A 23,497-nucleotide genomic window follows, 5' to 3' on the forward strand; every position below is an offset into this window, starting at 1 on the left:
GCCGGGAGCCTGTCCCCCTGCCCGACGTCGATGAAGCTACGGGCCATTGAGGTCAGTTTCTGTCCTCAATGGCCCGCCGGAAGCACATGTCTAGAAGGGGAACCCGCTCCGCCCGTGCTGCACGGAAATCCACTTGAGGCTGGTGAACGCGTCCAGCATCGACTCGCCGTTGAGGCGGCCCACGCCGGAGGCCTTCTCGCCGCCGAAGGGGACGATCGGCTCGTCGTGGACGGTGCCGTCGTTGACGTGGAACATGCCCGTGTCGATCTGCTTGGCGAAGTTCACACCGCGTTCGATGTCACCGGTGTGGACGGCGCCGCTGAGGCCGTACGGCGTGTCGTTGACGATGCTCACCGCCTCCTCCTCGCCGTCGAACGGGATGAGGAAGGCGACCGGGCCGAAGACCTCCTGGCGGAGCAGGTCGGAGCCGGCGGGGACGTCGGTGAGGATCGAGGGGGCGACGAGGTTGTCGGTGGTCGTGCCGTGCAGCAGAGCCGTCGCACCCTCGGCGATCGCCTGCTCGACGACACCCGAAAGGGCGTCCGCCTGCGAGGAGTTGATGACCGGGCCGATGACCGTCTGCGGGTCGCGCGGGTCGCCGACCTTGAGGGACTTGACCTTGGCGACGAACTTCTCGGTGAACTCGTCCCGGATCGACCGGTCGACGAGGACACGGTTCGCGGCCATGCAGACCTGGCCCTGGTGGACGTAGCGGCTGAAGACCGCCGCGTCGACGGCGTAGTCGATGTCGGCGTCGTCGAGGACCACGATCGCGCTGTTGCCGCCGAGTTCGAGCACCGTGCGCTTGAACTGCGCGGCGCAGACGGTCGCGACGTGGCGGCCGACCTTGTCGGAGCCGGTGAAGGAGATGACCTTCGGGATCGGGTGCTCGATGAACGCGTCGCCGATCTCGGCGATGTCCGTGATGACGACGTTCAGGAGACCGCCCGGCAGGCCCGCGTCCTCGAAGATCTTCGCGACCAGGGAACCGCCGACGATCGGGGTGTTCTGGTGCGGCTTGAGGACCACGCCGTTGCCCAACGCCAGTGCGGGGGCTACCGACTTGAGGGAGAGGAGGAACGGGAAGTTGAAGGGGCTGATCACGCCTACGACGCCGACCGGGACGCTGTAGACGCGGTTCTCCTTGCCGTCGACCGGCGAGGGGATGATCCGGCCCTGGGGGCGCAGCGCGAGGTGGATCGCCTCGCGCAGGAACTCCTTGGCGAGGTGCAGTTCGAAGCCGGCCTTCAGGTGCGTGCCGCCGAGTTCGGCGATGATCACCTCGGCGATCTCCTGCTCGCGGTCCTCGATGAGCCGCAGGGCCTTCTCGAACACGGCACGGCGGGCGTAGGGGTTGGTCGCGGCCCACGCCTTCTGCGCGCGGGCGGCCGCCTGGTAGGCCTCGTCGACCTCGTCGACCGTGGCTATGGTGATCGACGCGAGCTTCTCGCCGTCGTACGGGTTGAAGTCGATGATGTCCCAGGAGCCGGTGCCCGGGCGCCACTCACCGTCGATGTACTGCTGAGCCAGGTCGGTGAAGTAGGACGACATGTGATCCCTCAATCGCTCAAATCGTCAGCAGACACGATCAGTTGCAGACACGATCAACAGCAGACCGGGCGATCCCTCACGATCATCACGGTCTGATCACACGTCATCGTACTTGTGTTTCAAGAGAGTTGGAGCAGTCCCCGGAGAAGATCCCGGCTCTCGTCCGGGCCCGGACTGTCCTGCTGAAGCTCCTTCAGCGCCTTCTCGTACTGGGCCACGTCCTCGGCCTTGTCCAAGTAGAGCGCGCTGGTGAGCTGTTCGAGATAGACGACGTCCGAGAGGTCGGACTCGGGGAACGACAGGACCGTGAAGGCACCGGACTCGCCGGCGTGCCCGCCGAAGCCGAACGGCATCACCTGGAGGCGGACGTTGGGGTGCTCGGAGACCTCGATCAGATGCTGCAACTGACCGCGCATCACCTCGCGGTCGCCGTACGGGCGGCGCAGGGCGGCCTCGTCCAGGACGATGTGGAAGTCCGGCGCGTTCTCGTTCACCAGGTACTTCTGCCGCTCAAGTCGCAGCGCCACCCGCCGTTCCACGTCGGCCTCGCTCGCGCCCTTCATGCCGCGCCGGACGACCGCGCGGGCGTAGGCCTCGGTCTGCAGCAGGCCGTGGACGAACTGCACCTCGTAGACGCGGATGAGGGAGGCGGCACCCTCCAGGCCCACATAGGTGGGGAACCAACTGGGCAGGACGTCCGAGTAACTGTGCCACCAGCCCGCTACGTTGGCTTCCTTCGCGAGGGAGAGAAGTGAGATGCGCTCCGCCTCGTCCGTGATGCCGTACAGCGTCAACAGGTCCTCTACGTCCCGGGTCTTGAAGCTCACTCGCCCCAGCTCCATGCGACTGATCTTGGATTCGGAAGCGCGGATCGAGTACCCCGCGGCCTCCCGGGTGATCCCGCGTGCTTCCCGCAGTCGCCTGAGTTGCGAGCCGAGCAGCATCCGCCGCACCACCGATCCGGGCTCTCCCGCGCTCACGTTCGCCTGCCTCCCCAACCGTCTTCAGGGGCCGCAGTCTGCCACTAAAACACTTCGAGCAGTACTCGTTCGATTACAGAAATGGAAAGAAGAGGCACCGGTTCACAGGAAGTTGTCAGGAAGACGTCAGGAAGAAGCAAGGCCGGAGCGCGAGAACGGCGTGAAGTTGGCGGAAAAAATGGCCAACAAGCGGTACGGGAGGGTCCAATTCGGTCAACTGCACGTGCATCTGCCCTTGCATCTGCTGTACGCATCCGAAACCATGGTCTCGCGCCACCGCTGCATCGCAACGACCGCGAATTCCCGGGAGTGCCTCGCATGGGGACGAATGGATCGACCATGCTCAAGCCGTTACGGCAGGGCCTTCCGCCACTGGACCCCTCGGCCGTGTCCAGCGCCGCGTCGTGTGCCCTGGCCGCCCGCTACGAAGCGGTGCGCGAGGCACGGCAGTTCACCCGCCGCACGCTCGACCAGTGGGACATAGGCGACCGCTTCGACGACGTCTGTCTGGTCGTCTCCGAACTGGTCACCAACGCGCTGCGGCACGCCCTGCCGGCCAACACCCCACGCGTCCCGGAGCAGAACCCGCCCGTGCGGCTGCACCTGATGCGCTGGACCGAGCGGCTGGTGTGCGCCGTGCGCGACCCCAGTCACGACAGTCCCGTCGCCTGCGAGTCGGAGGACTTCTCGGCGGAGTCGGGCCGCGGCCTGTTCCTCGTCGAGTCGTTCGCCGACGGCTGGGGCTGGCACCCGCTGGCGGGCACGCTCAGCGGCAAGGTGGTCTGGGCACTGTTCCGGCTGCCGGGCGAGGCCGCGCAGCAGAACGCGTGAGAAACCGCGGCTCTTTTTTGAGGCCGCGGTTCTACGCGCGTTGCCGCCGTTTGCGCAGGTCGGCCCGGTGTCCGGCTATCCCGCTATCAGGTGGTCGAACTCGCCGTCCTTGATGCCCAGGAGCATCGCCTCGATCTCGGCGCGGGTGTAGACGAGCGCCGGGCCGTCGGGGAAGCGCGAGTTGCGCACCGCGACGTCGCCGCCGGGGAGCCGCGCGAACTCCACGCAGGATCCTTGCGAGTTGCTGTGCCGGCTCTTCTGCCAGGCCACTCCGTCCAGCTGCGTGGCAGCCATGCCGTTGTACACGTCGAACCCCAAGTACACGCTGTCAACGCGGTGGTCCACAGGTCGCTCCCGGTTGTGCACTGGCTGGTGTGGCCATTGATGCAGTGGTCAACTGTTCCGGATCATAGCCCTGTTCATGTGCAGATGCATGGGCAGATGCACGTGCACGGGGGGTGGTCCTCCGGTTACAGCTTTGACGACTGCTTTACCGATGCCGTTCCAGCGTCTGCCCAGGACCGGGCAGGACATGTACTAAGGAAGACGTGTGCGGGGCCCCGCATGTTCCATGTGACGGGCAACTATCGGGTCGAGTACGGCAACAATGCCATCTCCCGGGCGTTCTTGATCGCAGCCGCCAACTGCCGCTGCTGCCGCGCCGATACGCCGGTGACCCGACGGCTGCGGATCTTGCCGCGATCGGAGACGAAGCTCCGCAGCAGCGCGGTGTCCTTGTAGTCGACGTACGTGACTCCGGCCGCGTCCAACGGATTACGACGGGACTTGGCAGGCCGGCGCGCGGACTTGAGGTCGGGCTTGCGGGGCACGGTCAGATCTCCAGAAGGGTGTCGAAGGCGGACGGGATGCGCTTCCAGGCGCTACGGCCCGCCGCGTACTCGGTGTCGGTCAACAGGCAGGACTCCAGAAGCAGTTCGAGCCCGTCCCGGTCGAGACCGGGAGACGTGAAGACAAGGTGCTGGCAGCAGTCCCCGTGCTCCGGATGCCAGTCGAGCGCGGCGGCGGCGCGACGCACCGCCGGCACCAACTCCCAAGCGGCATCCGGCAACGAGGCCAGCCACGGCCCCGCACTCTCCACACACAGCGCACCCCCGGCCGCGTCCCAGTGCAGCAACGAGTCCGGCTTGTCCGCCAGCCAGAACCGCCCCCGACTCCGGGCCGCGGCACAGGTGATGTCCTCAAGTGCCGCGTACAGCCGCTCCGGATGGAAGGGCCGACACCGGTGCCAGACGAGCGTGGTCACGCCGTGGGCATCGGCCTCGACGGGGAGGAGGGCGCAGGCGGGGTGTTGGGCTGCGGCTGCGGCTTCTACGTCGAAGCCGGCGAGGGCCGCGCGGGCGAGAACGCTGCGTGGGGGTGGGGCGGGGTGCCGGGTCGGGGGTGGGTGGTTCGGGTTGTGTGCGGAGTGCGGGTGGGTCGGGGCCGGTCGCGCAGTTCCCCGCGCCCCTGGGGGGTTGGGGGTGGGCGGGGTGGGAGCGTCTGCCGGAGTGGGGGCTGGGTTGGCGGGGTCGTCGCTCGGAGGCGGGGCGGGAATCACCCAGTCGCCGCGCGGGGGCGGGGCGGGATGCGCCGGGGCGTCGTGGCCGCTCTGGGTGCTTCTGCTCCTCGGCAAGTCACCTCCCCCGAGCGGTACTTGGCGGGCTGTCGGGTGCAACTGGCCCAGTAGCTCCCGGTCTTCGTCGTCGGCATCGGGCGAGTCGAGGACGGCGAGGATCGGGGCGTACTCCAGTTGGCGGGCGAAGGTGTCCGCGACGGTTCGCTGGTCCGTGGCTGCCGCCGCGAGGCCGGTTTCGGCGAGGTCGTCGCCGTTGCCGAGGTACGGGAGGAGCAGGGACGGGTCCACGGCGGTGATGACGGCGGTGACCGTGAGGCCGCCGGCGGTGATCACCTCGGCCATCGCCTTGGGTTCGACGGAGTCCCACAACTCGACCACGGCGAGCCGGACTTGACCGGCCGCGGCGAGTCGGCGGAGTTCCGGGACCAGGTCCTCGCGGAGGGCGCAGCACGCGCAGTCGTTGACCAGCGGGGTCTCGCCGGCGTCGAGGATGCCCGTGGCGTCCCTGACCGTGCGGACGACCGTGCCGGCGGCGGCCGTAGCGAGGTCGTGGTGGAGTACGACGCTGCCGGGGACGTCGTGGAGGAGTCGGGCGACGGTCGCTCTGCGGGCGTCGGCGTGCAGGCCGGCGACGATCGCGACGGAGAGGTCGGACACCGTCAGGCCTGCTTCCCGTACCGGCGCTCGAAGCGCTCCACGCGGCCGGCCGTGTCCAGGACGCGGGCCGTGCCGGTGTAGAAGGGGTGGCTGACGTTCGAGATCTCGACGTCGACGACGGGGTAGGTGTTCCCGTCCTCCCACGCGATCGTCTTCGCACTCGTCATCGTCGAGCGGGTGAGGAAGGCGTGGCCGGCGGCCCGGTCCCGGAAGACGACGGGGCCGTAGGGCGGGTGGGTGTTCTCGCGCATCTCGGTCAGCGCTCCTCTCGGAAGTCGACGTGGCGGCCGGCCGCCGGGTCGTACTTGCGCAGGGTCAGGCGGTCGGGGTCGTTACGGCGGTTCTTGCGGGTCACGTAGGTGTAGCCGGTACCGGCTGTGGACCTGAGTCCGATGACCGGGCGGAGTTCGTTGCGAGCCATGCCTGATACCTTACTGAAAATGACTTCCATTAGCAGTACCGGCTACGGCCCCGATCGAGGAGAGGTACGTCACTCGTGTCCGCCCACTGCATGCTGACCGGCGCACAGCCCGGTTTCGGCAACCGCATCTCCCACTCCCACCGGCGCACCTCGCGCCGTTTCGACCCGAACATCCAGTCCAAGCGCTACTGGCTGCCCGGCGAGGGCCGGTACGTACGGCTGCGGCTGAGCACGAAGGGGATCAAGACCGTGGACGTGATCGGCGTCGAGGCGGCCGTGGCCAGGATCCGCGAGCGCGGGGTGCGGATCTGATGGCGAAGAAGAGCAAGATCGCGGCGAACGAACGGCGGCGGGAGATCGTCGCGCGGTACGCGGCGCGGCGGGCCGAGCTGAAGGAGATCGTCCGGCGACCCGGTTCGACGGAGGCCGAACGGGCCGCCGCGCAGCGGGAGTTGCGCAGCCAGCCGCGCGACGCGAGCGCCACGCGGGTCCGCAACCGCGACCAGGTCGACGGGCGGCCCCGGGGCTACTTCCGTGCCTTCGGGCTGTCCCGGGTGAATCTGCGCGGGCAGGCTCACAGCGGATACCTACCCGGTGTCCGCAAGTCCTCCTGGTAACCACTGGTAGCTTGCTGCGGTCGTTCCGGCCGAGGCCGAGTCCAGGGGCCCGAGGCCAAAGCCCCAGGCCACGGCCGACCGGGCGACCGTCCGCGTCCGGCTACAGCTTGGGAGCTACGAGTGACTACGGCGAATTCGACGGTGTCGGCGGCGTCCAGGGTTTCGGCGGTACGGATCGTGGCCGTCGCTGCCGGTCTGGCGGGGACGCTCGTGTTGACCGCGTGCAGTGGCGGGGACTCCAAGGACGACTCCTCGTCCACGCCGAACGCGTCCGCGACGTCCACGGCGTCAGCGGGCTCCGGAAGTTCCGGGGGTTCCAGCAGCGGCCCGTCGGCCGCGTCCGACGGGTTGCAGGGCAGTTGGCTGGCCACGACGGACGGCAAGGCGGTGGCGCTGGTGGTCACCGGCAAGCAGGCCGCGATGTTCTCCACCGGCGGGAGCGTGTGCAGCGGGACCGCCGGTAAGGAGGCGGGCATGCAGATGATCCACCTCAAGTGCACCGACGGCAGCAAGACCCGGGCCACCGGAATGGTCGACTCCGTCAGCAAGTCGGCACTCGCCGTCACCTGGTCGGGAAGCCTCGGCAAGGAGACGTACACGCGCTCGGAGAGCGGACAGTGGCCGTCGGGGTTGCCTACGGCGAGCTTGGGGTCGTAGGGGTGAACCCCTGAGGGTGCGACTGGGGTGATCCCGGGGTCGTAGACCCGTCATGGCCCTGAGGTTGTAGGCCTTGGGGTGGGGGCCGTACGTGGCTCCCGGGGTGTAGGCCGGTCGGCGGAGGGGGGTTCGGTGCGGGATGATCCCCTCATGCGCACTGTTCCCCTCGCCGTCGCCGCACTCGCGTCGGCTCTGCTTCTGACCGCCTGCGACAGTGGCGGCGGCGGTGGTTCCTCCGACAGCAAGAACGGGTCGGCCTGCTCGTTCGACGGGGTCGCCGTCCAGGTCGGGCCGGCCAGTACCGCTCCGGCCGCCGGTGACACCGGTGAAGTGCCCGTCTCGCTCACCAATCAGAGCAAGCCGTGCGACCTGAACGGGTTCCCGGGTGCCACGCTGGAGGGCGGCGGCACCAAGGTCGTCCTCTCCACCCAGAAGGGCGCCAAGGCGCAGAAACTGAAGCTCGCCAAGGGCGACGCCGCGTCCTTCACCATCACCTACGTGCGCGGCAAGGCGGGCGACAAGCTGAGCCTGGCCGCGACGAAGGTCGTCATCACGCTGCCCGGCAGCAGCGACACCGCGAGCTACAAGTGGTCGTACGGCCCCGTCCAGGGCAAGGCCTCCGTGAGCGACTCGGACGCCTCGGTCAGCGCGTTCACACAGGCCGGCGACTGACGTCCGTCAGTCCAGGGGCGGCCGGGCCCTGACCTGGGCCCGGTCCGCCGCCTCGGCGCCCTGTGTCCAGCCCGCCTCGTCGGTGACGCCGCGCAGGCGGGTCGTGGTGGTCTCCGGGAACATCGCGTCGACGCGGTCGGTGACGGCGACCTCGCGGGTGGCGAGCACCGGGAGCAGGTCGTCGGTCACCTGCGTCCCGGCGGCCCGCGCCAGCCGGTCCCCGATGCGGTGGGCGTAGGCCGCGAGGAAGGACTGCCGGAAGGTCTTGGTCCGCCGGCGGCCACCCGCCCGCTGGGCCGCCTCCGCCCGCGTCATCGCGGTCGTGGCCTGCACGAGGAGCGAGGTGTAGAGGAGTTCGACCACCTCCAGATCGCCCTCGAAACCGACGACGGTCGAGAAACCGAAGGCCTCGTTCCAGACCGCCCGACAGTGGTTCGCCCCGGCGACCGCGTCCAGCAGCACCGCCTTCGCCTGCTCGTACGGCGCCTCGACGCCGATCCGGCACGCGCCGGGCGCGTCCTTCGCCGGCGCCTGCGCGTCGAGCAGCGCCTCGTCGATACTGTGCCGCGCCATCAACTCCTGCGCCTTGGCGCTCAACGCCTCCGCCTCCTCCGGAAACCCGGTCGCCTCCGCCTTCGCGAGCAGCGCGCGGATGCGGGTGAGCATGCGGGAGGCCGGCCGACGGTTCTCGTGCCGTTTCGGCTCGTGCTCGTCGAGGGGTTCGAGGCTCGGCAGCCGCAGCAGCAGGCGGTACAGCTCCAGCACGGTGGTGGCGTGCGTGAACCGGTCCGTGCGGGCCGGCTCCTCGGCGCTCAGTTCGTCGACCTGTGCCGCCCAACGGGGGCCGCGCGCCCGGTCGTCCGGAGCCTGCGCACGGATCAGCGCCGCGACGAGCCGTACGTGCACGTCGTCCAACTCCCGCCGAACCAGCCGTACGACGTCCGCGGGCTGCCAGCCGCGCCGCCATGCCGCCGCCACGAACTCCCTTCCTCGGCCGGCCAGTTCGGGGTCCGCGGCGGGGTCGGCGGCGAGGATCGAGGCGCCTGCGTCGAGCGCGTCATGGGTGTCGGTGTAGAGGGCGGCCTCGAAGGCTCGCTCGACGGTGGTGGTCTTGCTGGTCACGGTTTGATCGTGTCATGGGGTGGGAGGGTTCCGTCCCTTGCGGTCGTCGGGCGGACGGCAGTAGCGGTGGCGCTCACTCGGGCGTTGATCACGCGCCGGGCGGTCCTGTTCGAGGGCGGGTCGGCGGAGGTGCTGAACTCAATCAGTGGCGACCAAATACTTCTGTAGCCAAGGGAGTTGGCAGTCGACTTGCTCGTCGGCGAGCGGTGAGCGGCGAGCGGTGAGTTGCGCGCGCCGTTCGCGGCGGAGGCGGCGGCGCGCCTGGCGGGTCTGGCGGGAGTGCCGTGCTGGTCTGCCGTACTGAAGCCCACCCGTCCACACCCTGTGGACAACTAACTCCTAGTGGAAATCGGAGCGTTGGGCGGGGTACGGATGGACGGTGGTGGGTGAGCAATCGCAACCGGGATCGACGACGAGGGCGACCTCTTCGGGCTGATGCACGACGCCGCCGTAGAGGAGACCCTCGTAGGGGACGTCTCCTACGACCGACGGGAGGCATTGCGGGAGTTGGATACAGGCGGTGCCGTTCCGCGGGCGCTCATTCTCGGTAGCGGCTCACACAGCGGGGTTCCGCGACCACTCACCACTACACGCCTCTAGAAGGCGCTCGCGGCCACCGCTTCCGCCTCCGGCAGCAGGTCCTTGCTCTGCTGGATCATTCTCTCGTACGTGCGGTCGTGGTCCGCATTGTCGAGAGCGAATCGCAGGAGGGAGCCGGACCAGTCGTCGAAAAGGGCGAACGTTCGGTCCACCATGCGTTTGGATTCCTCGCGTTGGGCGTCGTCGAGGGAGGGCAGGCTCATTTCTGCGATTTCCGGTGATTTGATGCTGTGCGACGCTTCCGCCATGTAGTGCTTCGTACCGAAGAATTCGCATTCACCGCCGTCCCGCAGAGCGATTCCGCGGCAGTGGGTGAAGATCGTGATGGAGACGGCCTCGATGGACTCGACCATGGCGAAGACGGCGTACGTGGGCGCGTCGGCCGCGAGTGCGGCCAGTTCCAGGACGAGGCGTCGGGAGTGCTGGAAGTCCGCGCTCCACAGGACACGGGTGGCGTCCGACAGGGGCATCGCCCGGTCGGCACCCAGCTTCTCCAGGTCGGCCAGCATCCACTGCCAGTGGAAGTCCTCCTCGTACGTGTGGGCGTTCAGCAGGGCCTGCAACCGGTCGAGTTCGGCCTCTTCCTCGCCTTTGCGGAAAACGTACTTGTTCAGGTCGGAGTAGCCCATGATGAACGGAATCACACTGGGGCCCCACGCCAGGCGCTTTTCGCCGGGGAGCGATTCGTCGGCCAATAAGTCGGTGAAGAATTCATGCCCTTCGTACGATTTCCGGCATTCCTCTATGTAATCGATGACCTTTTGCACGAGAACTCCGTTGGGGAGGCGGGATGTCGGGGGTGACGACCCGCCATATCTATCATTGTCGAAATCGCCGCAGGTCGGCTTTTACTTGATCACACCCTCACCTTCACCCCACGGACAGGTGTCAACCCAGGGTTGACACCTGCATCCTGTCAACCTAAGGTTGACACATGACGACGAACCCGAACATCACCTCATCCGTACGTCTCGACGACCTCATCGCGGCCATCAAACTGGTCCACCCCGCACCGCTCGACCAACTCCAGGACGCGGTCATCGCCGCCGACCACCTGGGCGACGTGGCCGACCACCTGATCGGGCACTTCGTCGACCAGGCCCGGCGTTCCGGCGCGTCCTGGTCGGACATCGGCAAGAGCATGGGGGTCACCCGGCAGGCCGCCCAGAAGCGCTTCGTGGCGAAGGAGTCCGCCGACCTCGACCCCAGTCAGGGGTTCGGCCGGTACACGCCGCGCGCCCGCAACGTGGTGATGGCCGCCCACAACGAAGCCATCGCCGCCCGCAACCCCGAGGGCCGCCCCGAGCACCTGGTCCTCGGCCTCCTCGCCGAACCGGACGGCCTCGCGGCCAAGGCGATCGTCGCGCAGGACGTCCTCCTGGACGCCGTACGCCAGGCGGCCACCGCCGCCCTCCCCCCGGCCGCCGCCGAGGTCCCGGAACTCGTCCCCTACGGCCCCGACGCCAAGAAGGTCCTGGAACTCACCTTCCGCGAGGCCCTGCGCCTGGGCCACAACTACATCGGCACCGAACACATCCTGCTGGCCCTCCTGGAGCACGAGAACGGCGAGGGCGTCCTCAACGGCCTCGGCATCGACAAGCCGACGACCGAACAGCGCATCGCGGAGATGCTCAGCGGGTTTCAGGGCTGAGACGGGCAGCCCGCCGCTCGGGTCGGAACTGGCTCGTGTCGAGGTCGAACCCGAGCGGCTCGGGCAGCGCCACGGTCTTGGAGATCTCGATCTCGGCGGCACGCGTGTAGCGGTCGCCGGTGGGCTCGCTGTAGACGATGACCGTCCCGGCCTCGCGGTCGATCAGCAGGTAACAGGGGATGCCGGCACGGGCGTAGCCACGGAGTTTGGGACCTCGGTCGTTGTGGGCGGTGGACTCGGAGGTCACCTCGCCGACGAGCACGATGGGCGCGGGGTCGTGATAGCGCTGATCGTCGGCGAAACTGCCCTTCGGGGCGATCACCAGATCGGGGACGACCTTGCCGGTGAGGGACGCGTCCGGGACGTCCAGGCCGATACCGGTGTACGTACGCAGATCGCCGTCGTGACGGTTCAGCGTGACCTGCTCCGCCGTCTCGGACACGATCTCCTCATGCTCCCCATTGGCCGAAGGCACCACGTGGATCTTCTCTTCGATCAACTCCACGCGCCAACCCTCCGGGGCAGCGGCGTCGAACATGTCGAAGGCGGCCTCGACCGAAGCGTCCATGCGCCTCTCCTCAGTCGGACTCGGATGAGGACTCATCGGACTCGGATGCGGATGAGGACTCGGTCGGCGTTCCGGGGCGGTCAGTGCCACGGCGGACCTCCTTCGTACGGAGCGACCCTGTCAGCGTAGGCGAGAGGGCCGTCCGTGATCTCGTGACGCGTCAGCCGTACGAGTGTGCGCGTGACGTTTCTTCGCTCGGAGACGCTGTGCGGGCGACGCGATTCGCGCAGGTCGGGGGCGTTGTCAGACCCGCGTGCCACACTCGCCAGCATGACCGATCGCTGGGCGCTCGCGCCGGCCGAGGGTGGTGGTGTGGAGGTCGCCGCCCTCGGTCCTGACGGGCTGCCCACGGGGGTGGTGGGGCGGGAGGCGGATCTTGTCGAGGCCGTGCGGGGGCGGCCCGACGTGGGGCGGTGGGTGTGGCGGTCCACGGCCGAGGTGTATCCGGCGCTGCTCGCCGCGGGGGTGCGGGTGGAGCGGTGCTACGACGTCGAGGACGCCGAGACGCTGCTGCTCGGGCACGAGGGGCGGCACGGTGAGCCGCGGTCGGCGGCGGCCTCGCTGGCCCGGTTGCGGGGCGTGGCCGTACCGCCGGATCCGCCGCAGCGGGCCGCCGAACCGGGCGCGCAGCCCTCGCTCTTCGAACCGCAGAGTGTCCATCTCCCCCTGGCCGACCTGCTCGCCGTGTACGCCGAGCAGCAGCGGCGGCACGACGCCACCACGCACCCCGACCGGATGCGGCTGCTCACCGCCTCCGAGTCGGCGGGGATGCTGGTCGCCGCTGAAATGAACCGGGCGGGGCTGCCGTGGAGCGCCGACGTGCATCGGGAGATGCTGCACGAGTTGCTGGGCGAACGGTACGCGGGCGGGGGTGAGCCGCGGCGGCTCGCCGAGCTGGCGGACGAGGTGTCCGTCGCCTTCGGGAGACGGGTGCGGCCCGATCTGCCGGCTGACGTCGTCAAGGCGTTTGCCGAAGCCGGGATCAAGGTCAAGTCCACTCGGCGCTGGGAGATCCAGTCCCTCGACCATCCGGCCGTGAAACCGCTGCTGGAGTACAAGAAGCTGTACCGGATCTGGGTGGCGCACGGGTGGTCCTGGCTGCAGGACTGGGTGCGGGACGGTCGGTTCCGGCCGGAGTTCCTCGCGGGCGGGACGGTCACCGGGCGCTGGGTCACCAACGGCGGGGGCGGGCTGCAGATCCCCAAGATCATCCGGCGGGCCGTGGTCGCCGACCCGGGCTGGCGGCTCGTCGTCGCCGACGCCGACCAGATGGAACCGCGGGTGCTCGCCGCGATCTCCCGCGACCCCGGGCTGATGGAGGTGGCCGGCCGCGCCACCGACCTCTACCAGTCCGTGTCCGACCGCGCCTTCTCCGGCGACCGCGACCAGGCCAAGATCGCCGTGCTCGGCGCGGTCTACGGCCAGACCTCCGGCGACGGCCTCAAGAACCTCGCCGCGCTCAGACGCCGGTTCCCCAAGGCGGTGGCGTACGTCGACGACGCCGCGAAGGCGGGCGAGGAGGGGCGGCTCGTCCGGACCTGGCTGGGGCGGACCTGCCCGCCGGTGGCCGGGGGCGAGGACGCGGCGGAGGAGGCGGGCATTCCCCAGGACGACCCCGTCACGGCCCCCGCCGACCAGGGCTGGGTACCCGGTTACGCCTCCACCAACTCCCGCGCCCGGGGCCGTTTCGCCCGCAACTTCGTCGTCCAGGGCAGCGCGGCGGACTGGGCCCTGCTGATGCTGGCCGCGCTCCGGCGGTCCTGCGCCGACCTTGCGGCCGAGCTGGTCTTCTTCCAGCACGACGAGGTGATCGTGCACTGCCCGGAGGCGGAGGCTCAGACCGTCGCCGCCGCGATACAGGAGGCGGCCGACCTCGCCGGGCGGCTGACGTTCGGGGAGACGCCGGTGCGGTTTCCCTTCACGGTGGCGGTGGTTGAGTGTTACGCCGATGCCAAGTAGCGCGAGGCAGGGATTCGAGTCGTCAACGCGCGTCACGCTGCGACAACAGCTCGCCGAGTTCCTGCACGACGGCCTTCTCGTCCGTCCCGTCGAGCGCGTCGAGGGCCGCCCGCCATTCGTCGTACGCCTCCTCCGCACGGCCCTGTTCCCGTAGCAGCAGGCCGAGTTGGTGCCGGGCCAGGCCGCCCATGCAGCGGTCGGCGCGGGCGTCCGCGCGGCGGAGCAGTTCGGCGCGTTCGGTGCCGGCGCGTCCGGTGCCGGCGCGTTCGGTGCGGGCCTGTGCGGTGCGGGCCTCTGCGGTGCTCCGAGGTGCTCCGAGGTGCTCCGGGGCCCACGGACCCGTCAGATGACCGGCGGGCGCCCCAGCCGCGTCAGCCGCCACACCGTCCGCCACCGCATCGCCCGCCGCTCCCCCGCCGGTTCCCGCACACCCTCCACGAACCCGCCGAACCACGCCCGCAAGCCGGCGACCGACCGCGTCCGTACGAGCGTGAGCAGCGTCCAGATGCCCAGGTGGACCGGGATCAGCGCGAGCGGGAGCCTGCGGCGGACCAGCCAGACGCGGTTGCGGGCGGTGACCCGGTAGTAGATGGCGTGCCGGGCGGGCGAGGTCTTGGGGTGCTGGAGGAGCAGCTCGGGGGCGTACAGGATGCTCCAGTCGGCGTCGGCGGCCCGCCAGGCGAGGTCGGTCTCCTCGTGCGCGAAGAAGAACTCGGCCGGCCAGTCCCCCGTCTCGGCGAGCATGGCCATGCTCAGCGCGTGCCCGCCGCCGAGGAACCCGGTGACGTACCCGCCCTCCATGGGATCCCCCGCGCCGACCCGCGGCACATGGCGCCGCTGGGTCTCCCCGTGCTCGTCCGCGATCCTGAACCCCACGATGCCCAGGCGGGGTTCGGCCGCGTACAGATCGCGCACGCGACGCAGCACGTCCGCGTCGACGAGCAGTCCGTCGTCGTCGAGTTCCACCACGACGTCCACGTCACCGAACGCGCGGAGCCGGGCCAGACCCACGTTGCGGCCGCCGGGGCAGCCGAGGTTCTCGTCGAGGTCGATGGTGGTGACCTCGCCGGGGAGGGAGAGCCGGTCGGTGAACTCCGGGAGCCGGCAGCCGTTTCCGACGATCACGATCCGGGTCGGCGGGAGGTCCTGCTTGGCCACGGATTCGAGCAGCGCGTCGACCTCGGCGGGCCGGTTTCCCATGGTCACCACGGCGACGGCGATCCTCGGTCCGACCACGTCGCTCACTCCATCCGGCACGTCTCTCGCTCCATCCGGCCATCCGGCGATGCCCGCGCCCTGACCGCGCAGCACTCGCCGTTCACCAAGATGTTGCCTCAGATCGGCCGGTTGCTCCGACCCAAGTTCATTTTGCGGGACCTTTGTTGTGGCTTTGCCGGTTTTCCATCGGGCGCCACACAGACGCAGACCGGCGACATCCTTCTACCTTCTACGGCAACGACGGCGCCCCGTCTCGATCGAGACGGGGCGCCGCATCTCAAGTGACCGCGTGCCGGGGTCAGCCGGCGATGTCGAAGGTGGCCGCCTTGGACACGAACGTCGTGTCGCCGTCCTTGGCGGTGGCGAGCGCCGAGACGTACCAGGTGCCCTGGGCCGCCTCGGCCGCCTCCTTCTTGGTGACCTTGAACGTGTAGACGCAGCGGGAGGTGTCGTCCGAGGTGCTCTTGCACGTCGCGGACTCCGCGTCACGCAGGTCCGCCTCGGTCGGCTTCAGCTTCGAACTCGCGGGCCAGGCAACGACCTTGAGGCCCTTGATGCCCGAGTCGTCGCTGACGTCCACGGTGTAGGTGAAGGAACCGGCGCCGCTCGCGGACGGGGCGGTGTAGTGCGCCGAGCCGTTCTGCAGGGCCGGCTTGTCGGGGGCCGCCGAGGCGGCGGACGCGGCGAGACCGCCGGCGACGACTCCGCCGACAGCGGCGACACCGGCGAGCGAGAAGAGGAGAGTGCGCTTGGTCATGGACATGGGAGATCCCCCTGTGTGGTGTGGATGGTGTGGGAGGCGGTGGTCGATCGCTTCCCTCGATGTGATCGAGCCTAGGAGCGGGCCGGGGTCCGGTCCTCGGGCTGAAGAACGGTTGCCGCCTTGAACCAGAGATAGAGAAGGGCGGGGCCGGAATCCCCCCTCGGCCTGAGCCGGGCCGTTCACCTGCGCCCATAGCCTTTGAGGGTCATGAAACGAACCGACGACCGGCTGCTCCCGGTCCTGCTGATCTGCGCCCAGGCCCTGGTGTGGCCGGTGGCTCCGCTGCTGCGCGGCACCGTGCCGACCGCGGCCGACCTGCTCGTGGCCGCACTGGTCGCGGGAACCGTGACGGCCGCGCTCGCCCTGCGCCGGACCCGCCCGGTGATCACGCTCATCGTGGTCGCCGCGGCCTGCGCGGTGGGCGCCGGCCCGCTGCCCACCGGGGCGATGGCGGTCTTCGGCACCGCGGGCGTCGCGCTCGCCCTGTTCACGGTGGCGGCCGAGCGCGACACCTTCACCACGGTCCTGTGCGTGGTCACGCTCGCGCTCTGGCAGTTCCTGCAGAACATCACCCTGCACGGACTCAGCGACAACAACGGCCTCGACCTGGTCCTGATCACCCTGCTCTACGCCACCGCGTGCGGCGCGGGCTTCTCCGTACGACGCACCCGTCGCGCCCGGCAAGCGGCCGAACTCCAACTGAACCGCGCCGAGACCGAGCGCCACCGACTCCCGGCGGCCGAACGGCGCCGTATGGAACGGGAGTTGCACGACGTCAGCGCCCACCATCTGACCGCCGTGGTCGTCACCGCCGGCGCCGCGCTCGGCCTGCGCGAACGCCGTCCCGAACTCGCCGCCGAGGCACTGGAGTTCGCGACGGAGACCGGCCGCGAGGTCACCCGGGCACTCGGCGCGGTCCGCGCCCCGGCCCCCTCCCGCGAGGAACTCCCCTCCCTCCAGGAGCGGTTGCACTCCCTGATCGCCGGCTTCCGCCGCCTCAACCAACCCGTCGAGTACGAGATCGACCCCCTCCCCGACGGCACCGTGGCCGACGCGGCCTACGGCATCGTCCGCGAGGCCCTCACCAACGTGGCCCGCCACGCCCCCGGCGCCCACACAACGGTGACCGTCCGCTACGGCGACACCCGCACCGACGTCGTCATCACCAGCGCGGCCCCGCCGTCCGGCACCCCGGCCCACGGCGCGGGCCTGGGCGGCGGCAGAGGCCAGGGCTTCCTCCGCTCCCGGGCCCGGGAAACAGGCGGCAGCCTGACCACCGGCCCGACGCCGGAGGGCGGTTGGGAGGTACGCGCCATCCTCCCCGGCCGCACGGCGGCCCCGCTGGAACACTCCCTCCCCCGCAGCTACCGCGCGGCCCAGGTCGTCGCCGCGATCGGCCTGTGCTTCCAGCCCCTGCTACCGGCCCTGATCATCCACGCGGACTCGACACCGACCGGCGCGCAGGTGTCGGCGGGAGTCCTGTTCACCTTGCTGGCAGCGGCCCAGGCGGTGGCACTGCTGTGGCTGCGCAGAGCCCCGAGGACTGTCCAACTGACCTTGCTGGCATTGGCGTTGCTGTGGCCGATGGCAATGTCGGTGGGCCACTACACCGGCCCGGTGCTGCTACCACCAGCACTGAGCGCCTTGGCGACATGCGCGGCAGTGATCTCCCTTAAGGGGCGCGGGGCCGTATCGATTTACGGCTCCGCCGCTGGGCGCGACCAGCCCCCACCGGCTCGCACCTACCGGCTACCTCAGGCCCCTCTCTCCGTCTTCCCCGTCGCAGCCACAGCCGCACACACCACCGCCCTGACGATCGCCATCCTGCACCGAGGCACGACCACCCCCGCCTGGGCGGTGCCCACGGCAGCAACTACCGCTGTAGCACTGGCAATTGGCGCGTCCTACTACGCCGGATCCCTGATCGCCCAACGCAACCGGGCAACCCAGGGCGCCCAATCGGAACAACTGGCCACGTGGACCGAGGAAGCCGTAAGAGACGCCTGGGCAGAACGGCGTCGCATCGCAGCGGGACTGGAGACCACCGTCCTGGCCCGCACCGCGGACATGATCACCGAGGCAGAGGCAGGCCACCTGGACGAAACAGCCACCCGCGCCCGAGAGGCCCTCGCGGCGATGCGCGCCCTCCTGGACGCGGTCCGGGACGGCGACGAAACGACAACCCCCGCCCTACGCCCCCAACCCACCGTCCAGGCCCTCGACTTGCTGGCCCACCAGTGCCGAGCCACCGGCCGGGACGTACGGATACGCGTGACGGACCGGGTACCGGAAAGGCTCCCCACCGAAGTGGACCTCGCCGCCTACCACGTCACCGAGACCCTCCTCGCGACCGGCGACAACGACCCCGCCGTACTCGAACTCGACGCGGACGGCAGTACGTTGACGATCACGGCCACCGGCGCACCCCGCGCCACCGATCCCGCCGTACAGGCCCGCCTGACGGCAAGGATCGCGCCGCTCGGCGGCACCCTGACGGCCGGCCGCCCACCGGGCACGGTCCACCTCCGGCTGCCGCTCACGGCGCCGGACGACGAGGAGAGAGAACGATGAGCCTCAGGGTGCTGGTCGTCGACGACCAGGGCATCGTCCGGGCGGGCTTCGCCGCCGTGATCGACGCCGAGGACGACATGACGGTCGTGGGCGAGGCCGCCGACGGCGCCACCGCGGTGGTGCTGGCCGCCGAACTCGCCCCGGACGTGGTCGTGATGGACGTACGGATGCCCGAACTCGACGGCATCGCCGCCACCCGGATCATCACCGGCAAGGAGAACGCGCCGCGCGTCCTGGTGCTGACCACCTTCGACCTCGACGCGTACGTCTTCGACGCCCTGCGCGCGGGCGCCTCCGGCTTCCTCCTCAAGGACGTGCACGCCTCCGAACTCCTGGCAGGAATCAGGGTGGTGGCGAGCGGCGAGAGCGTGCTCGCCCCGTCCGCGACCCGCAGGCTGATCGGCCACTACGCGTCCGGCGCGGGCACGGGTTTCCGTTCCGACGCCGAGAACGGTCCGCGGGAGCTGGAGAGCCTCACCGGCAGCCAGCGCAATGTCCTCGCCCTGCTCGCCTCGGGCCTCAACAACGCGGAGATCGCGGCGGAGTTGGGCATCACCGTCGGCACGGTCAAGTCCCACGTCAACGCCCTGCTCCGCAAACTCGGCCTGCGCGACCGCGTCCAGGCCACGATCCTCGCCTACGACCTCGGCATCACCCGCCCGAACCCGCCGGGCACCGACCACCTCTGACGCTCCGTCACCATCCGCGCCCGTCCAACAACCTTTTGCTCACCGCCACTCAGGAGTACAGCCATGCCCAGTACCGACGCCAATGCCGCCCGTTCCCCGCTCCACCGGCTCGGCCGGAACCTCCGCGACCCCTTCGCCCTCGGCTACCTCGGGATCTGCGTGGCCACCGTCATCTGGATGGTCGTCGTGACCGTCATGGACGACGAGGGCGGGTCGATGGCGGCCGTCGTCCCCCTCCTGGCCACCGCCCCGGCCAGCCTCGTGGTCCTCGCACTGCCGGGCGGCAAGGCGACGTTGATCGTCGCCGTCGTCATCGGCGCTCTGGTGAACGCCTCGATCATCGGCTGGTGCGCCCGCGCACTGAAGCGCGGCAACCAACCGGACACGACCCGCTGAGCCCCGGGCAGGACTAGGCTGGGGGCGCGGTGTTCGCCCTGCTTCGCATCGGGCACAACCACCGCGTCGAAGGACTGCGGCATGAGGCACGCGCCCCGCACCACGTACCAGCCGACCACCCATGAAGAACGGCCCCTACGCCCCCTGTTGACGGCCGTTCCCCCTCCCCCCGACTCGGACCTGCTGACCGAACTGGTCCAACTACGCGCCCAGAACACCCAGTTGGCGCTGGCCCTGGAGACCCGGGCGGTGATCGACCAGGCGCGCGGCATGGTGATGGCCCTCGCACCGTGCACCGGCGACAGAGCCTGGGACCTGCTGGTGGGCGTCTCCCAGCACTGCAACATCAAGCTCCGGATGGTGGCGGCGGCACTGGTCGCCACGACGGAGGATCAGACGCTCCCGGCCGACATCCAGCGGGAGTTGCGCCGCGCACTGCGCCGCCTCCACGCGGCCGAACGGCCGTAACAAGTACGGAGCTGGGTCGGCACCGGGAGCTGTGGTTCCAACTCTCCGGTGCCTTCGTCCAGAACGGCCGACGGACGCCCCTGCTGGGTAGCCCGGCCCGGCGAACCTAAACAGTTCGAGAACTACGTGAACTGTGGGACCCGCCCGGGACCTATTCCGGACGTTGCGTCCGGTCGTTGTGCGCCAGCCCGTCCGGATGGTCCTCCGTACGCTCGCCGAGCGGAAGTACCAGTACCCGTACGGGAGTTGCGTCGTCCTCGCGCTGTATCCGACCGACTTCCCGCCATCCCCAGCCCTTGAGGGCGGCCAGGGTCCACCGGGCGGACTCGTCCACCAACGTGACGCCCAGCGAGGCCTGGTGGTCGGTGAGCAGCCGCTCCTGCATCAGCCGGGCGAGGCCGCGCGCGTGCTGGTGCGGATGGACGAGGGTCTCCAGGATCGCGAACACATGCCCGGACGCGGTGAGTTGCTCCAGGTTCTGCGGCAACGGTCCCTCGAACCCCTGCCACCACGATCCGTCGCGCGCCACGGAGAAGCCGCAGACACACCCCGCCAGTGCCTCCGCCTCGGCGACGAGCATGTCGAAGCCGGGCAGTTTCACGTCGTCGGCGAGCCGGAGCAGGAACTTCTGCCGGTCGTTGAACTCCTCACCGGCCTCGGCGTCGGAGGACTCCACGTACAGGTCCGCGAGATCCTCCCGCAGGCCCTCGGCCTGCCAACGGTTCAACCGGCGGAGCCGCACCGTGTCCATGGCGTCCGCCACGCCCATGACGGTCGGCTCCGGCTTCTGGCCTTCGGGTTCGTGCGCTTGCAGCGGGCTGCTCATGAGACGCCTCGGTTCGGAAAGACCGGGAGGGATACGGGCGATGCGGCGCCGGGGTCCGGGACGTCTGTACACCAGCATAGCCACGGGTATCACGAAAACCCGTTCGAACGAGCCTGTTTGAAAGCTGTCCCCCCGGGCACTCGTCCGGTGTGCTTCGGACCGGAGGCACCCCCGTGGGAGCGGTGTTCGCTGCTCCCCAGTGTGCTGCGGTCTGCCGACCCCACGGTGAGTGACACCACCGAAGAGGGAGCACGTCCCCATGCAGGCCGACCGCACCCGTAAGACCCGTACCACCAAGCGTTCCTACGACGACTCCCCCGACACCTCCGAGTCGTTCCAACGTATCGCCACCCTGCCGAACGGTCCGGAGCGGGCCGCGCTGTGCCAGGAGGTGGTGTGCGCCTGGATGCCGATGGCCGTACGGCTGGCCCGGCGCTTCCGGCACCGCGGCGAGTCCGCCGAGGATCTCGCGCAGGTCGCCCAACTCGGCCTGGTCAAAGCGGTGTCGAGGTTCGACCCGAGTCTCGGTACGGCCTTCCCCAGCTTCGCGATACCGACGATCCTCGGCGAGGTGAAGCGGCACTTCCGTGACGATCTCTGGGTCGTGCACGTCCCGCGCCGGGTGCAGGAGCTGCGGGGTCAAGTCCGTTCCGCCGACCACGAGTTGAGCGCCACGCGGGGCGGGACGATCTCCGGCGTACAGGAGATCGCCGCGCACACCGGGCTGACGGAGGCCGAAGTACGGCTGGGCCAGGGGGCGTTGGAGGCGTACACCGCCTGGTCCCTGGACGCCGTACCCGGCCATCCCACGGACGGCCACCCGCTGACCGACACCCTCGGCGACGTCGAGCCCGACTTCGACCTCATCGTCGACCGCGAGGCCCTGCGCCCCCTGTTGCGCGCGCTGCCCGAGCGGGAGCGCGAGATCCTCTACATGCGGTTCTACTGCGAGATGACCCAGGCCCGCATCGGCGCGCGGCTCGGCGTCTCCCAGATGCACGTCTCCCGCCTGATCACCCGCACCTGCGCCCGCCTGCACGACCAGGTGATGGCCGAGCCACGCGCGTTCAGGAAGGCGTCGTAACGACACTCGGCATGTCCGCCGCTTCGGCGACCAGCTCACTCCCGGTCGACGTACGCAGCGGATCGCTCGCGGCGGTCATCAGCCAGGCCGCCGTGGTCGGGTCCGTCTCAGGAGGTACGACCAGCAGGTCCCAGCGGCTCGTCCGGTACGACAGGAGCAGCAGCTGATGCGGATCCTGCTCGCCCAGGAACCAGCCCACCTTCACGATGTGCCCGTCGACCGGCACCTTGCGCGGGAAGTCGGACGGCCAGTGGGTGGGATTCACGGTGACCCGAGTGATCCGCCCCCACAACGAGTCGAGCACGGCGACCAGTGAGGGAAGCTCCGCGGCGAGATCCCGGGACCGCGGCCACCAGGCCCCGTCGAGCACAGCCGGCGCGGAATCAAGGGGGGCGAGCGACATACGGAGTGCGGGGGCGGACGAAACGGGGGCAACAGGCACAACGGGCGCAGTCATGACGCGAACCCTGCTCTGGGCCGATCGCAACCGGCCCGGCGTAATCAATCGCCGAAAACGACACGGGCATGGAGGCCGGTGCGCGAAATACCCTCGGTGACTTCGAGCGTACTCCTCAGGTACTCACCGACCGCCGTCCGTTCCCGGCACTCCGCCTGCTCAGACACCTCCCCAGCCGGTCGAGTGGTCGTCCGGGTCCCCGGTCGCGTACAGGGCGGGACCGAGGCGCGCGGCCAGGGTGTCGCCCGCGATGTGCGTCCGGGTCACCGTCCCGTCGTCGTTCGACGTCAGCTCGGCGTAGTACCCGAGGGCTACCCAGTCCGTCGGACGGTGGAAGAAGAAGTCGACCGTGTCGTCCTGGTACTCGCCGCGAAGCAGCGGAAGCACGGTCTCCAGGTCGTGCTCCGCACGCTGCCCGCTGATCACCACGGCCACCCGCCCCGGCTCCGTCCGCCACACCCGCACATGCGCCTGGCCGGACCACCCCGGGCGGGACGACAACGCGTCCTCGTCACGGATCTGGCCTGCCGGATGAACACCCTCAACTGCCATACAGGGCAACCGCTTTCGACCATGTCGTCGTCTCCCGTACGACTACGGTACGGATGCCCCGACAAACAGCGACAGCCCGCCGAACGGCCCTCGTACTTCCGGCCGATGCCCGGCCCCGCAACCGGCCGCCCGGCCGAGGCGGCGGGCACCCGCGCGGGAGGAGGCTCTGAGAACAGCAGCCGGTGAGGACCGGCCGCACCGCGAATCGAGGAGCTCCGCATGAAGCGCATCGTCATCGCCCTGGCCGCGGCCGCCGTCCTGGCCGGCGGCGTCGTTGTGGCATGGAACGTGTTCGACAACTCGTCGGTCGCCACCGCGAGCGGCCCGGACCACACGGTGCCGCGCGCCGAGGTCGAGAAGCAGGCCAAGGAGAACTACGCCATCCCCTTCGTCCAGGACGGCCCGCAGTCCGTGAGCTGCCCCGGCGGGCTGCGCGCGAAGATGGACTACACCGTGGAGTGCACCGCCGTCTTCAAGGGCGAGACCAAGAAGATGCTGATCTCCGTCACCGGAGTGCACGGCGACCGCGTTAGCTTCGACTACGGCCTGGCGAAGTAGGCAGCGTGGCAGGGAGGGTGGTGTGGCGAGGCAGGTTCGTGTGACGGCGGGTT

28 protein-coding genes and 1 pseudogene are annotated in these 23,497 nt (G+C 69.7%); 13 read left to right on the forward strand and 16 right to left on the reverse strand.

Annotation, left to right across the window (positions count from 1 at the left end; all coding sequences use genetic code 11):
- Window positions 1-90: 90 nt before the first annotated feature.
- On the reverse strand, window positions 91-1,551 hold the full coding sequence (locus tag OG226_RS23230) for an aldehyde dehydrogenase family protein (protein WP_329349901.1): 1,461 nt from the start codon (window positions 1,549-1,551) through the stop codon (window positions 91-93).
- 119 nt (window positions 1,552-1,670) lie between these two features.
- Window positions 1,671-2,495, reverse strand: coding sequence for a helix-turn-helix domain-containing protein (locus OG226_RS23235; protein WP_328686402.1), 825 nt, complete (start codon window positions 2,493-2,495; stop codon window positions 1,671-1,673).
- A 354-nt stretch (window positions 2,496-2,849) separates the two neighbouring features.
- Between OG226_RS23235 and OG226_RS23240 the strand changes: the two genes are divergently transcribed.
- Window positions 2,850-3,362 carry an ATP-binding protein gene (locus tag OG226_RS23240; RefSeq protein WP_328680561.1) on the forward strand — a complete coding sequence of 171 codons (513 nt, stop codon included), beginning with the start codon at window positions 2,850-2,852 and terminating at the stop codon, window positions 3,360-3,362.
- 75 nt (window positions 3,363-3,437) lie between these two features.
- Here the strand turns inward: OG226_RS23240 and OG226_RS23245 are convergent, their stop codons facing one another.
- The 5 genes from OG226_RS23245 to rpmG form a co-directional block, all read right to left on the reverse strand.
- Window positions 3,438-3,656, reverse strand: coding sequence for a DUF397 domain-containing protein (locus tag OG226_RS23245; RefSeq protein WP_051105974.1), 219 nt, complete (start codon window positions 3,654-3,656; stop codon window positions 3,438-3,440).
- A gap of 290 nt (window positions 3,657-3,946) precedes the next feature.
- Window positions 3,947-4,192: a 30S ribosomal protein S18 gene (gene rpsR, locus OG226_RS23250; protein WP_328680562.1), complete on the reverse strand. Its 246-nt coding sequence runs from the start codon at window positions 4,190-4,192 to the stop codon at window positions 3,947-3,949.
- A 2-nt stretch (window positions 4,193-4,194) separates the two neighbouring features.
- A complete protein-coding gene (locus OG226_RS23255; RefSeq protein WP_329349902.1) occupies window positions 4,195-5,595 on the reverse strand; it encodes a GTP-binding protein in 1,401 nt (466 codons plus the stop codon).
- A gap of 2 nt (window positions 5,596-5,597) precedes the next feature.
- Window positions 5,598-5,846: a type B 50S ribosomal protein L31 gene (locus OG226_RS23260; protein WP_328680564.1), complete on the reverse strand. Its 249-nt coding sequence runs from the start codon at window positions 5,844-5,846 to the stop codon at window positions 5,598-5,600.
- Between the two features lie 5 nt (window positions 5,847-5,851).
- Window positions 5,852-6,016 carry a 50S ribosomal protein L33 gene (gene rpmG, locus OG226_RS23265; RefSeq protein WP_328680566.1) on the reverse strand — a complete coding sequence of 55 codons (165 nt, stop codon included), beginning with the start codon at window positions 6,014-6,016 and terminating at the stop codon, window positions 5,852-5,854.
- A gap of 75 nt (window positions 6,017-6,091) precedes the next feature.
- On the opposite strand from rpmG, the gene rpmB reads away from it, so the two are divergent.
- From rpmB to OG226_RS23285, 4 genes are all read left to right on the forward strand, one after another.
- Window positions 6,092-6,328: a 50S ribosomal protein L28 gene (gene rpmB / locus OG226_RS23270; protein WP_328680568.1), complete on the forward strand. Its 237-nt coding sequence runs from the start codon at window positions 6,092-6,094 to the stop codon at window positions 6,326-6,328.
- Window positions 6,328-6,633 carry a 30S ribosomal protein S14 gene (rpsN, locus tag OG226_RS23275; RefSeq protein WP_329349903.1) on the forward strand — a complete coding sequence of 102 codons (306 nt, stop codon included), beginning with the start codon at window positions 6,328-6,330 and terminating at the stop codon, window positions 6,631-6,633. Before rpmB ends, rpsN begins: the two co-directional genes overlap by 1 nt.
- A 120-nt stretch (window positions 6,634-6,753) precedes the next feature.
- Complete coding sequence (locus OG226_RS23280; RefSeq protein WP_328680572.1) at window positions 6,754-7,290, forward strand: hypothetical protein; 537 nt, start codon at window positions 6,754-6,756, stop codon at window positions 7,288-7,290.
- Between the two features lie 150 nt (window positions 7,291-7,440).
- Window positions 7,441-7,962 (forward strand): DUF4232 domain-containing protein, encoded by a 522-nt coding sequence (locus OG226_RS23285; protein WP_328680574.1) that lies wholly within the window; start codon window positions 7,441-7,443, stop codon window positions 7,960-7,962.
- A gap of 6 nt (window positions 7,963-7,968) precedes the next feature.
- Here the strand turns inward: OG226_RS23285 and OG226_RS23290 are convergent, their stop codons facing one another.
- Complete coding sequence (locus tag OG226_RS23290) at window positions 7,969-9,084, reverse strand: DUF2786 domain-containing protein (protein WP_329349904.1); 1,116 nt, start codon at window positions 9,082-9,084, stop codon at window positions 7,969-7,971.
- Window positions 9,085-9,680: 596 nt separating this feature from the next.
- Complete coding sequence (locus OG226_RS23295; protein WP_329349905.1) at window positions 9,681-10,328, reverse strand: hypothetical protein; 648 nt, start codon at window positions 10,326-10,328, stop codon at window positions 9,681-9,683.
- 290 nt (window positions 10,329-10,618) lie between these two features.
- On the opposite strand from OG226_RS23295, the gene OG226_RS23300 reads away from it, so the two are divergent.
- The gene (locus OG226_RS23300) at window positions 10,619-11,335 is read left to right on the forward strand and encodes a Clp protease N-terminal domain-containing protein (protein ID WP_328680580.1); all 717 of its coding nucleotides are present in this window, start codon (window positions 10,619-10,621) and stop codon (window positions 11,333-11,335) included.
- Here the strand turns inward: OG226_RS23300 and OG226_RS23305 are convergent.
- Window positions 11,316-11,903 carry a Uma2 family endonuclease gene (locus OG226_RS23305; protein ID WP_329349906.1) on the reverse strand — a complete coding sequence of 196 codons (588 nt, stop codon included), beginning with the start codon at window positions 11,901-11,903 and terminating at the stop codon, window positions 11,316-11,318. The genes OG226_RS23300 and OG226_RS23305 overlap by 20 nt on opposite strands.
- Before the next feature lie 270 nt (window positions 11,904-12,173).
- Between OG226_RS23305 and OG226_RS23310 the strand changes: the two genes are divergently transcribed.
- On the forward strand, window positions 12,174-13,862 hold the full coding sequence (locus OG226_RS23310; RefSeq protein ID WP_329349907.1) for a bifunctional 3'-5' exonuclease/DNA polymerase: 1,689 nt from the start codon (window positions 12,174-12,176) through the stop codon (window positions 13,860-13,862).
- A gap of 22 nt (window positions 13,863-13,884) precedes the next feature.
- Here OG226_RS23310 and OG226_RS51580 read toward each other — a convergent pair whose 3' ends face one another.
- The 3 genes from OG226_RS51580 to OG226_RS23325 all read right to left on the reverse strand — a co-directional run bounded on the left by OG226_RS51580 (window position 13,885) and on the right by OG226_RS23325 (window position 15,837).
- Window positions 13,885-14,244, reverse strand: coding sequence for a hypothetical protein (locus tag OG226_RS51580; RefSeq protein ID WP_443066905.1), 360 nt, complete (start codon window positions 14,242-14,244; stop codon window positions 13,885-13,887).
- The gene (locus tag OG226_RS23320; protein WP_328686403.1) at window positions 14,205-15,098 is read right to left on the reverse strand and encodes a glycosyltransferase family 2 protein; all 894 of its coding nucleotides are present in this window, start codon (window positions 15,096-15,098) and stop codon (window positions 14,205-14,207) included. The genes OG226_RS51580 and OG226_RS23320 overlap by 40 nt, the downstream gene beginning before the upstream one ends.
- A 280-nt stretch (window positions 15,099-15,378) precedes the next feature.
- Window positions 15,379-15,837 carry a DUF5707 domain-containing protein gene (locus tag OG226_RS23325; RefSeq protein WP_329349908.1) on the reverse strand — a complete coding sequence of 153 codons (459 nt, stop codon included), beginning with the start codon at window positions 15,835-15,837 and terminating at the stop codon, window positions 15,379-15,381.
- Window positions 15,838-16,050: 213 nt separating this feature from the next.
- On the opposite strand from OG226_RS23325, the gene OG226_RS23330 reads away from it, so the two are divergent.
- The 4 genes from OG226_RS23330 to OG226_RS23345 all read left to right on the forward strand — a co-directional run bounded on the left by OG226_RS23330 (window position 16,051) and on the right by OG226_RS23345 (window position 19,967).
- Window positions 16,051-18,414, forward strand: a complete 2,364-nt coding sequence (locus OG226_RS23330) for a sensor histidine kinase (RefSeq protein WP_329349909.1) — start codon at window positions 16,051-16,053, stop codon at window positions 18,412-18,414.
- Entirely contained in the window at window positions 18,411-19,103 is a 693-nt protein-coding gene (locus OG226_RS23335) for a response regulator transcription factor (protein WP_329349910.1), read from the forward strand. Before OG226_RS23330 ends, OG226_RS23335 begins: the two co-directional genes overlap by 4 nt.
- 63 nt (window positions 19,104-19,166) lie before the next feature.
- Window positions 19,167-19,499: an SCO4225 family membrane protein gene (locus OG226_RS23340; protein WP_328680591.1), complete on the forward strand. Its 333-nt coding sequence runs from the start codon at window positions 19,167-19,169 to the stop codon at window positions 19,497-19,499.
- A gap of 81 nt (window positions 19,500-19,580) precedes the next feature.
- Window positions 19,581-19,967 (forward strand): ANTAR domain-containing protein, encoded by a 387-nt coding sequence (locus tag OG226_RS23345; RefSeq protein ID WP_329349911.1) that lies wholly within the window; start codon window positions 19,581-19,583, stop codon window positions 19,965-19,967.
- 151 nt (window positions 19,968-20,118) lie between these two features.
- Here the strand turns inward: OG226_RS23345 and OG226_RS23350 are convergent, their stop codons facing one another.
- A complete protein-coding gene (locus OG226_RS23350; protein ID WP_328680594.1) occupies window positions 20,119-20,793 on the reverse strand; it encodes a hypothetical protein in 675 nt (224 codons plus the stop codon).
- A 259-nt stretch (window positions 20,794-21,052) separates the two neighbouring features.
- On the opposite strand from OG226_RS23350, the gene OG226_RS23355 reads away from it, so the two are divergent.
- Window positions 21,053-21,877, forward strand: coding sequence for a SigB/SigF/SigG family RNA polymerase sigma factor (locus tag OG226_RS23355; protein ID WP_329349912.1), 825 nt, complete (start codon window positions 21,053-21,055; stop codon window positions 21,875-21,877).
- A 16-nt stretch (window positions 21,878-21,893) separates the two neighbouring features.
- Here OG226_RS23355 and OG226_RS23360 read toward each other — a convergent pair.
- Window positions 21,894-22,334: pseudogene (locus OG226_RS23360) on the reverse strand (DUF5994 family protein); the annotation flags it as partial.
- 159 nt (window positions 22,335-22,493) lie between these two features.
- On the reverse strand, window positions 22,494-22,886 hold the full coding sequence (locus OG226_RS23365; protein ID WP_329349913.1) for a hypothetical protein: 393 nt from the start codon (window positions 22,884-22,886) through the stop codon (window positions 22,494-22,496).
- A gap of 219 nt (window positions 22,887-23,105) precedes the next feature.
- Between OG226_RS23365 and OG226_RS23370 the strand changes: the two genes are divergently transcribed.
- Window positions 23,106-23,444: a DUF4333 domain-containing protein gene (locus OG226_RS23370; protein WP_329349914.1), complete on the forward strand. Its 339-nt coding sequence runs from the start codon at window positions 23,106-23,108 to the stop codon at window positions 23,442-23,444.
- The last annotated feature ends 53 nt before the right edge of the window (window positions 23,445-23,497 follow it).

It is taken from the genome of Streptomyces sp. NBC_01261 (assembly GCF_036226385.1).
Lineage (GTDB): Bacteria > Actinomycetota > Actinomycetes > Streptomycetales > Streptomycetaceae > Streptomyces.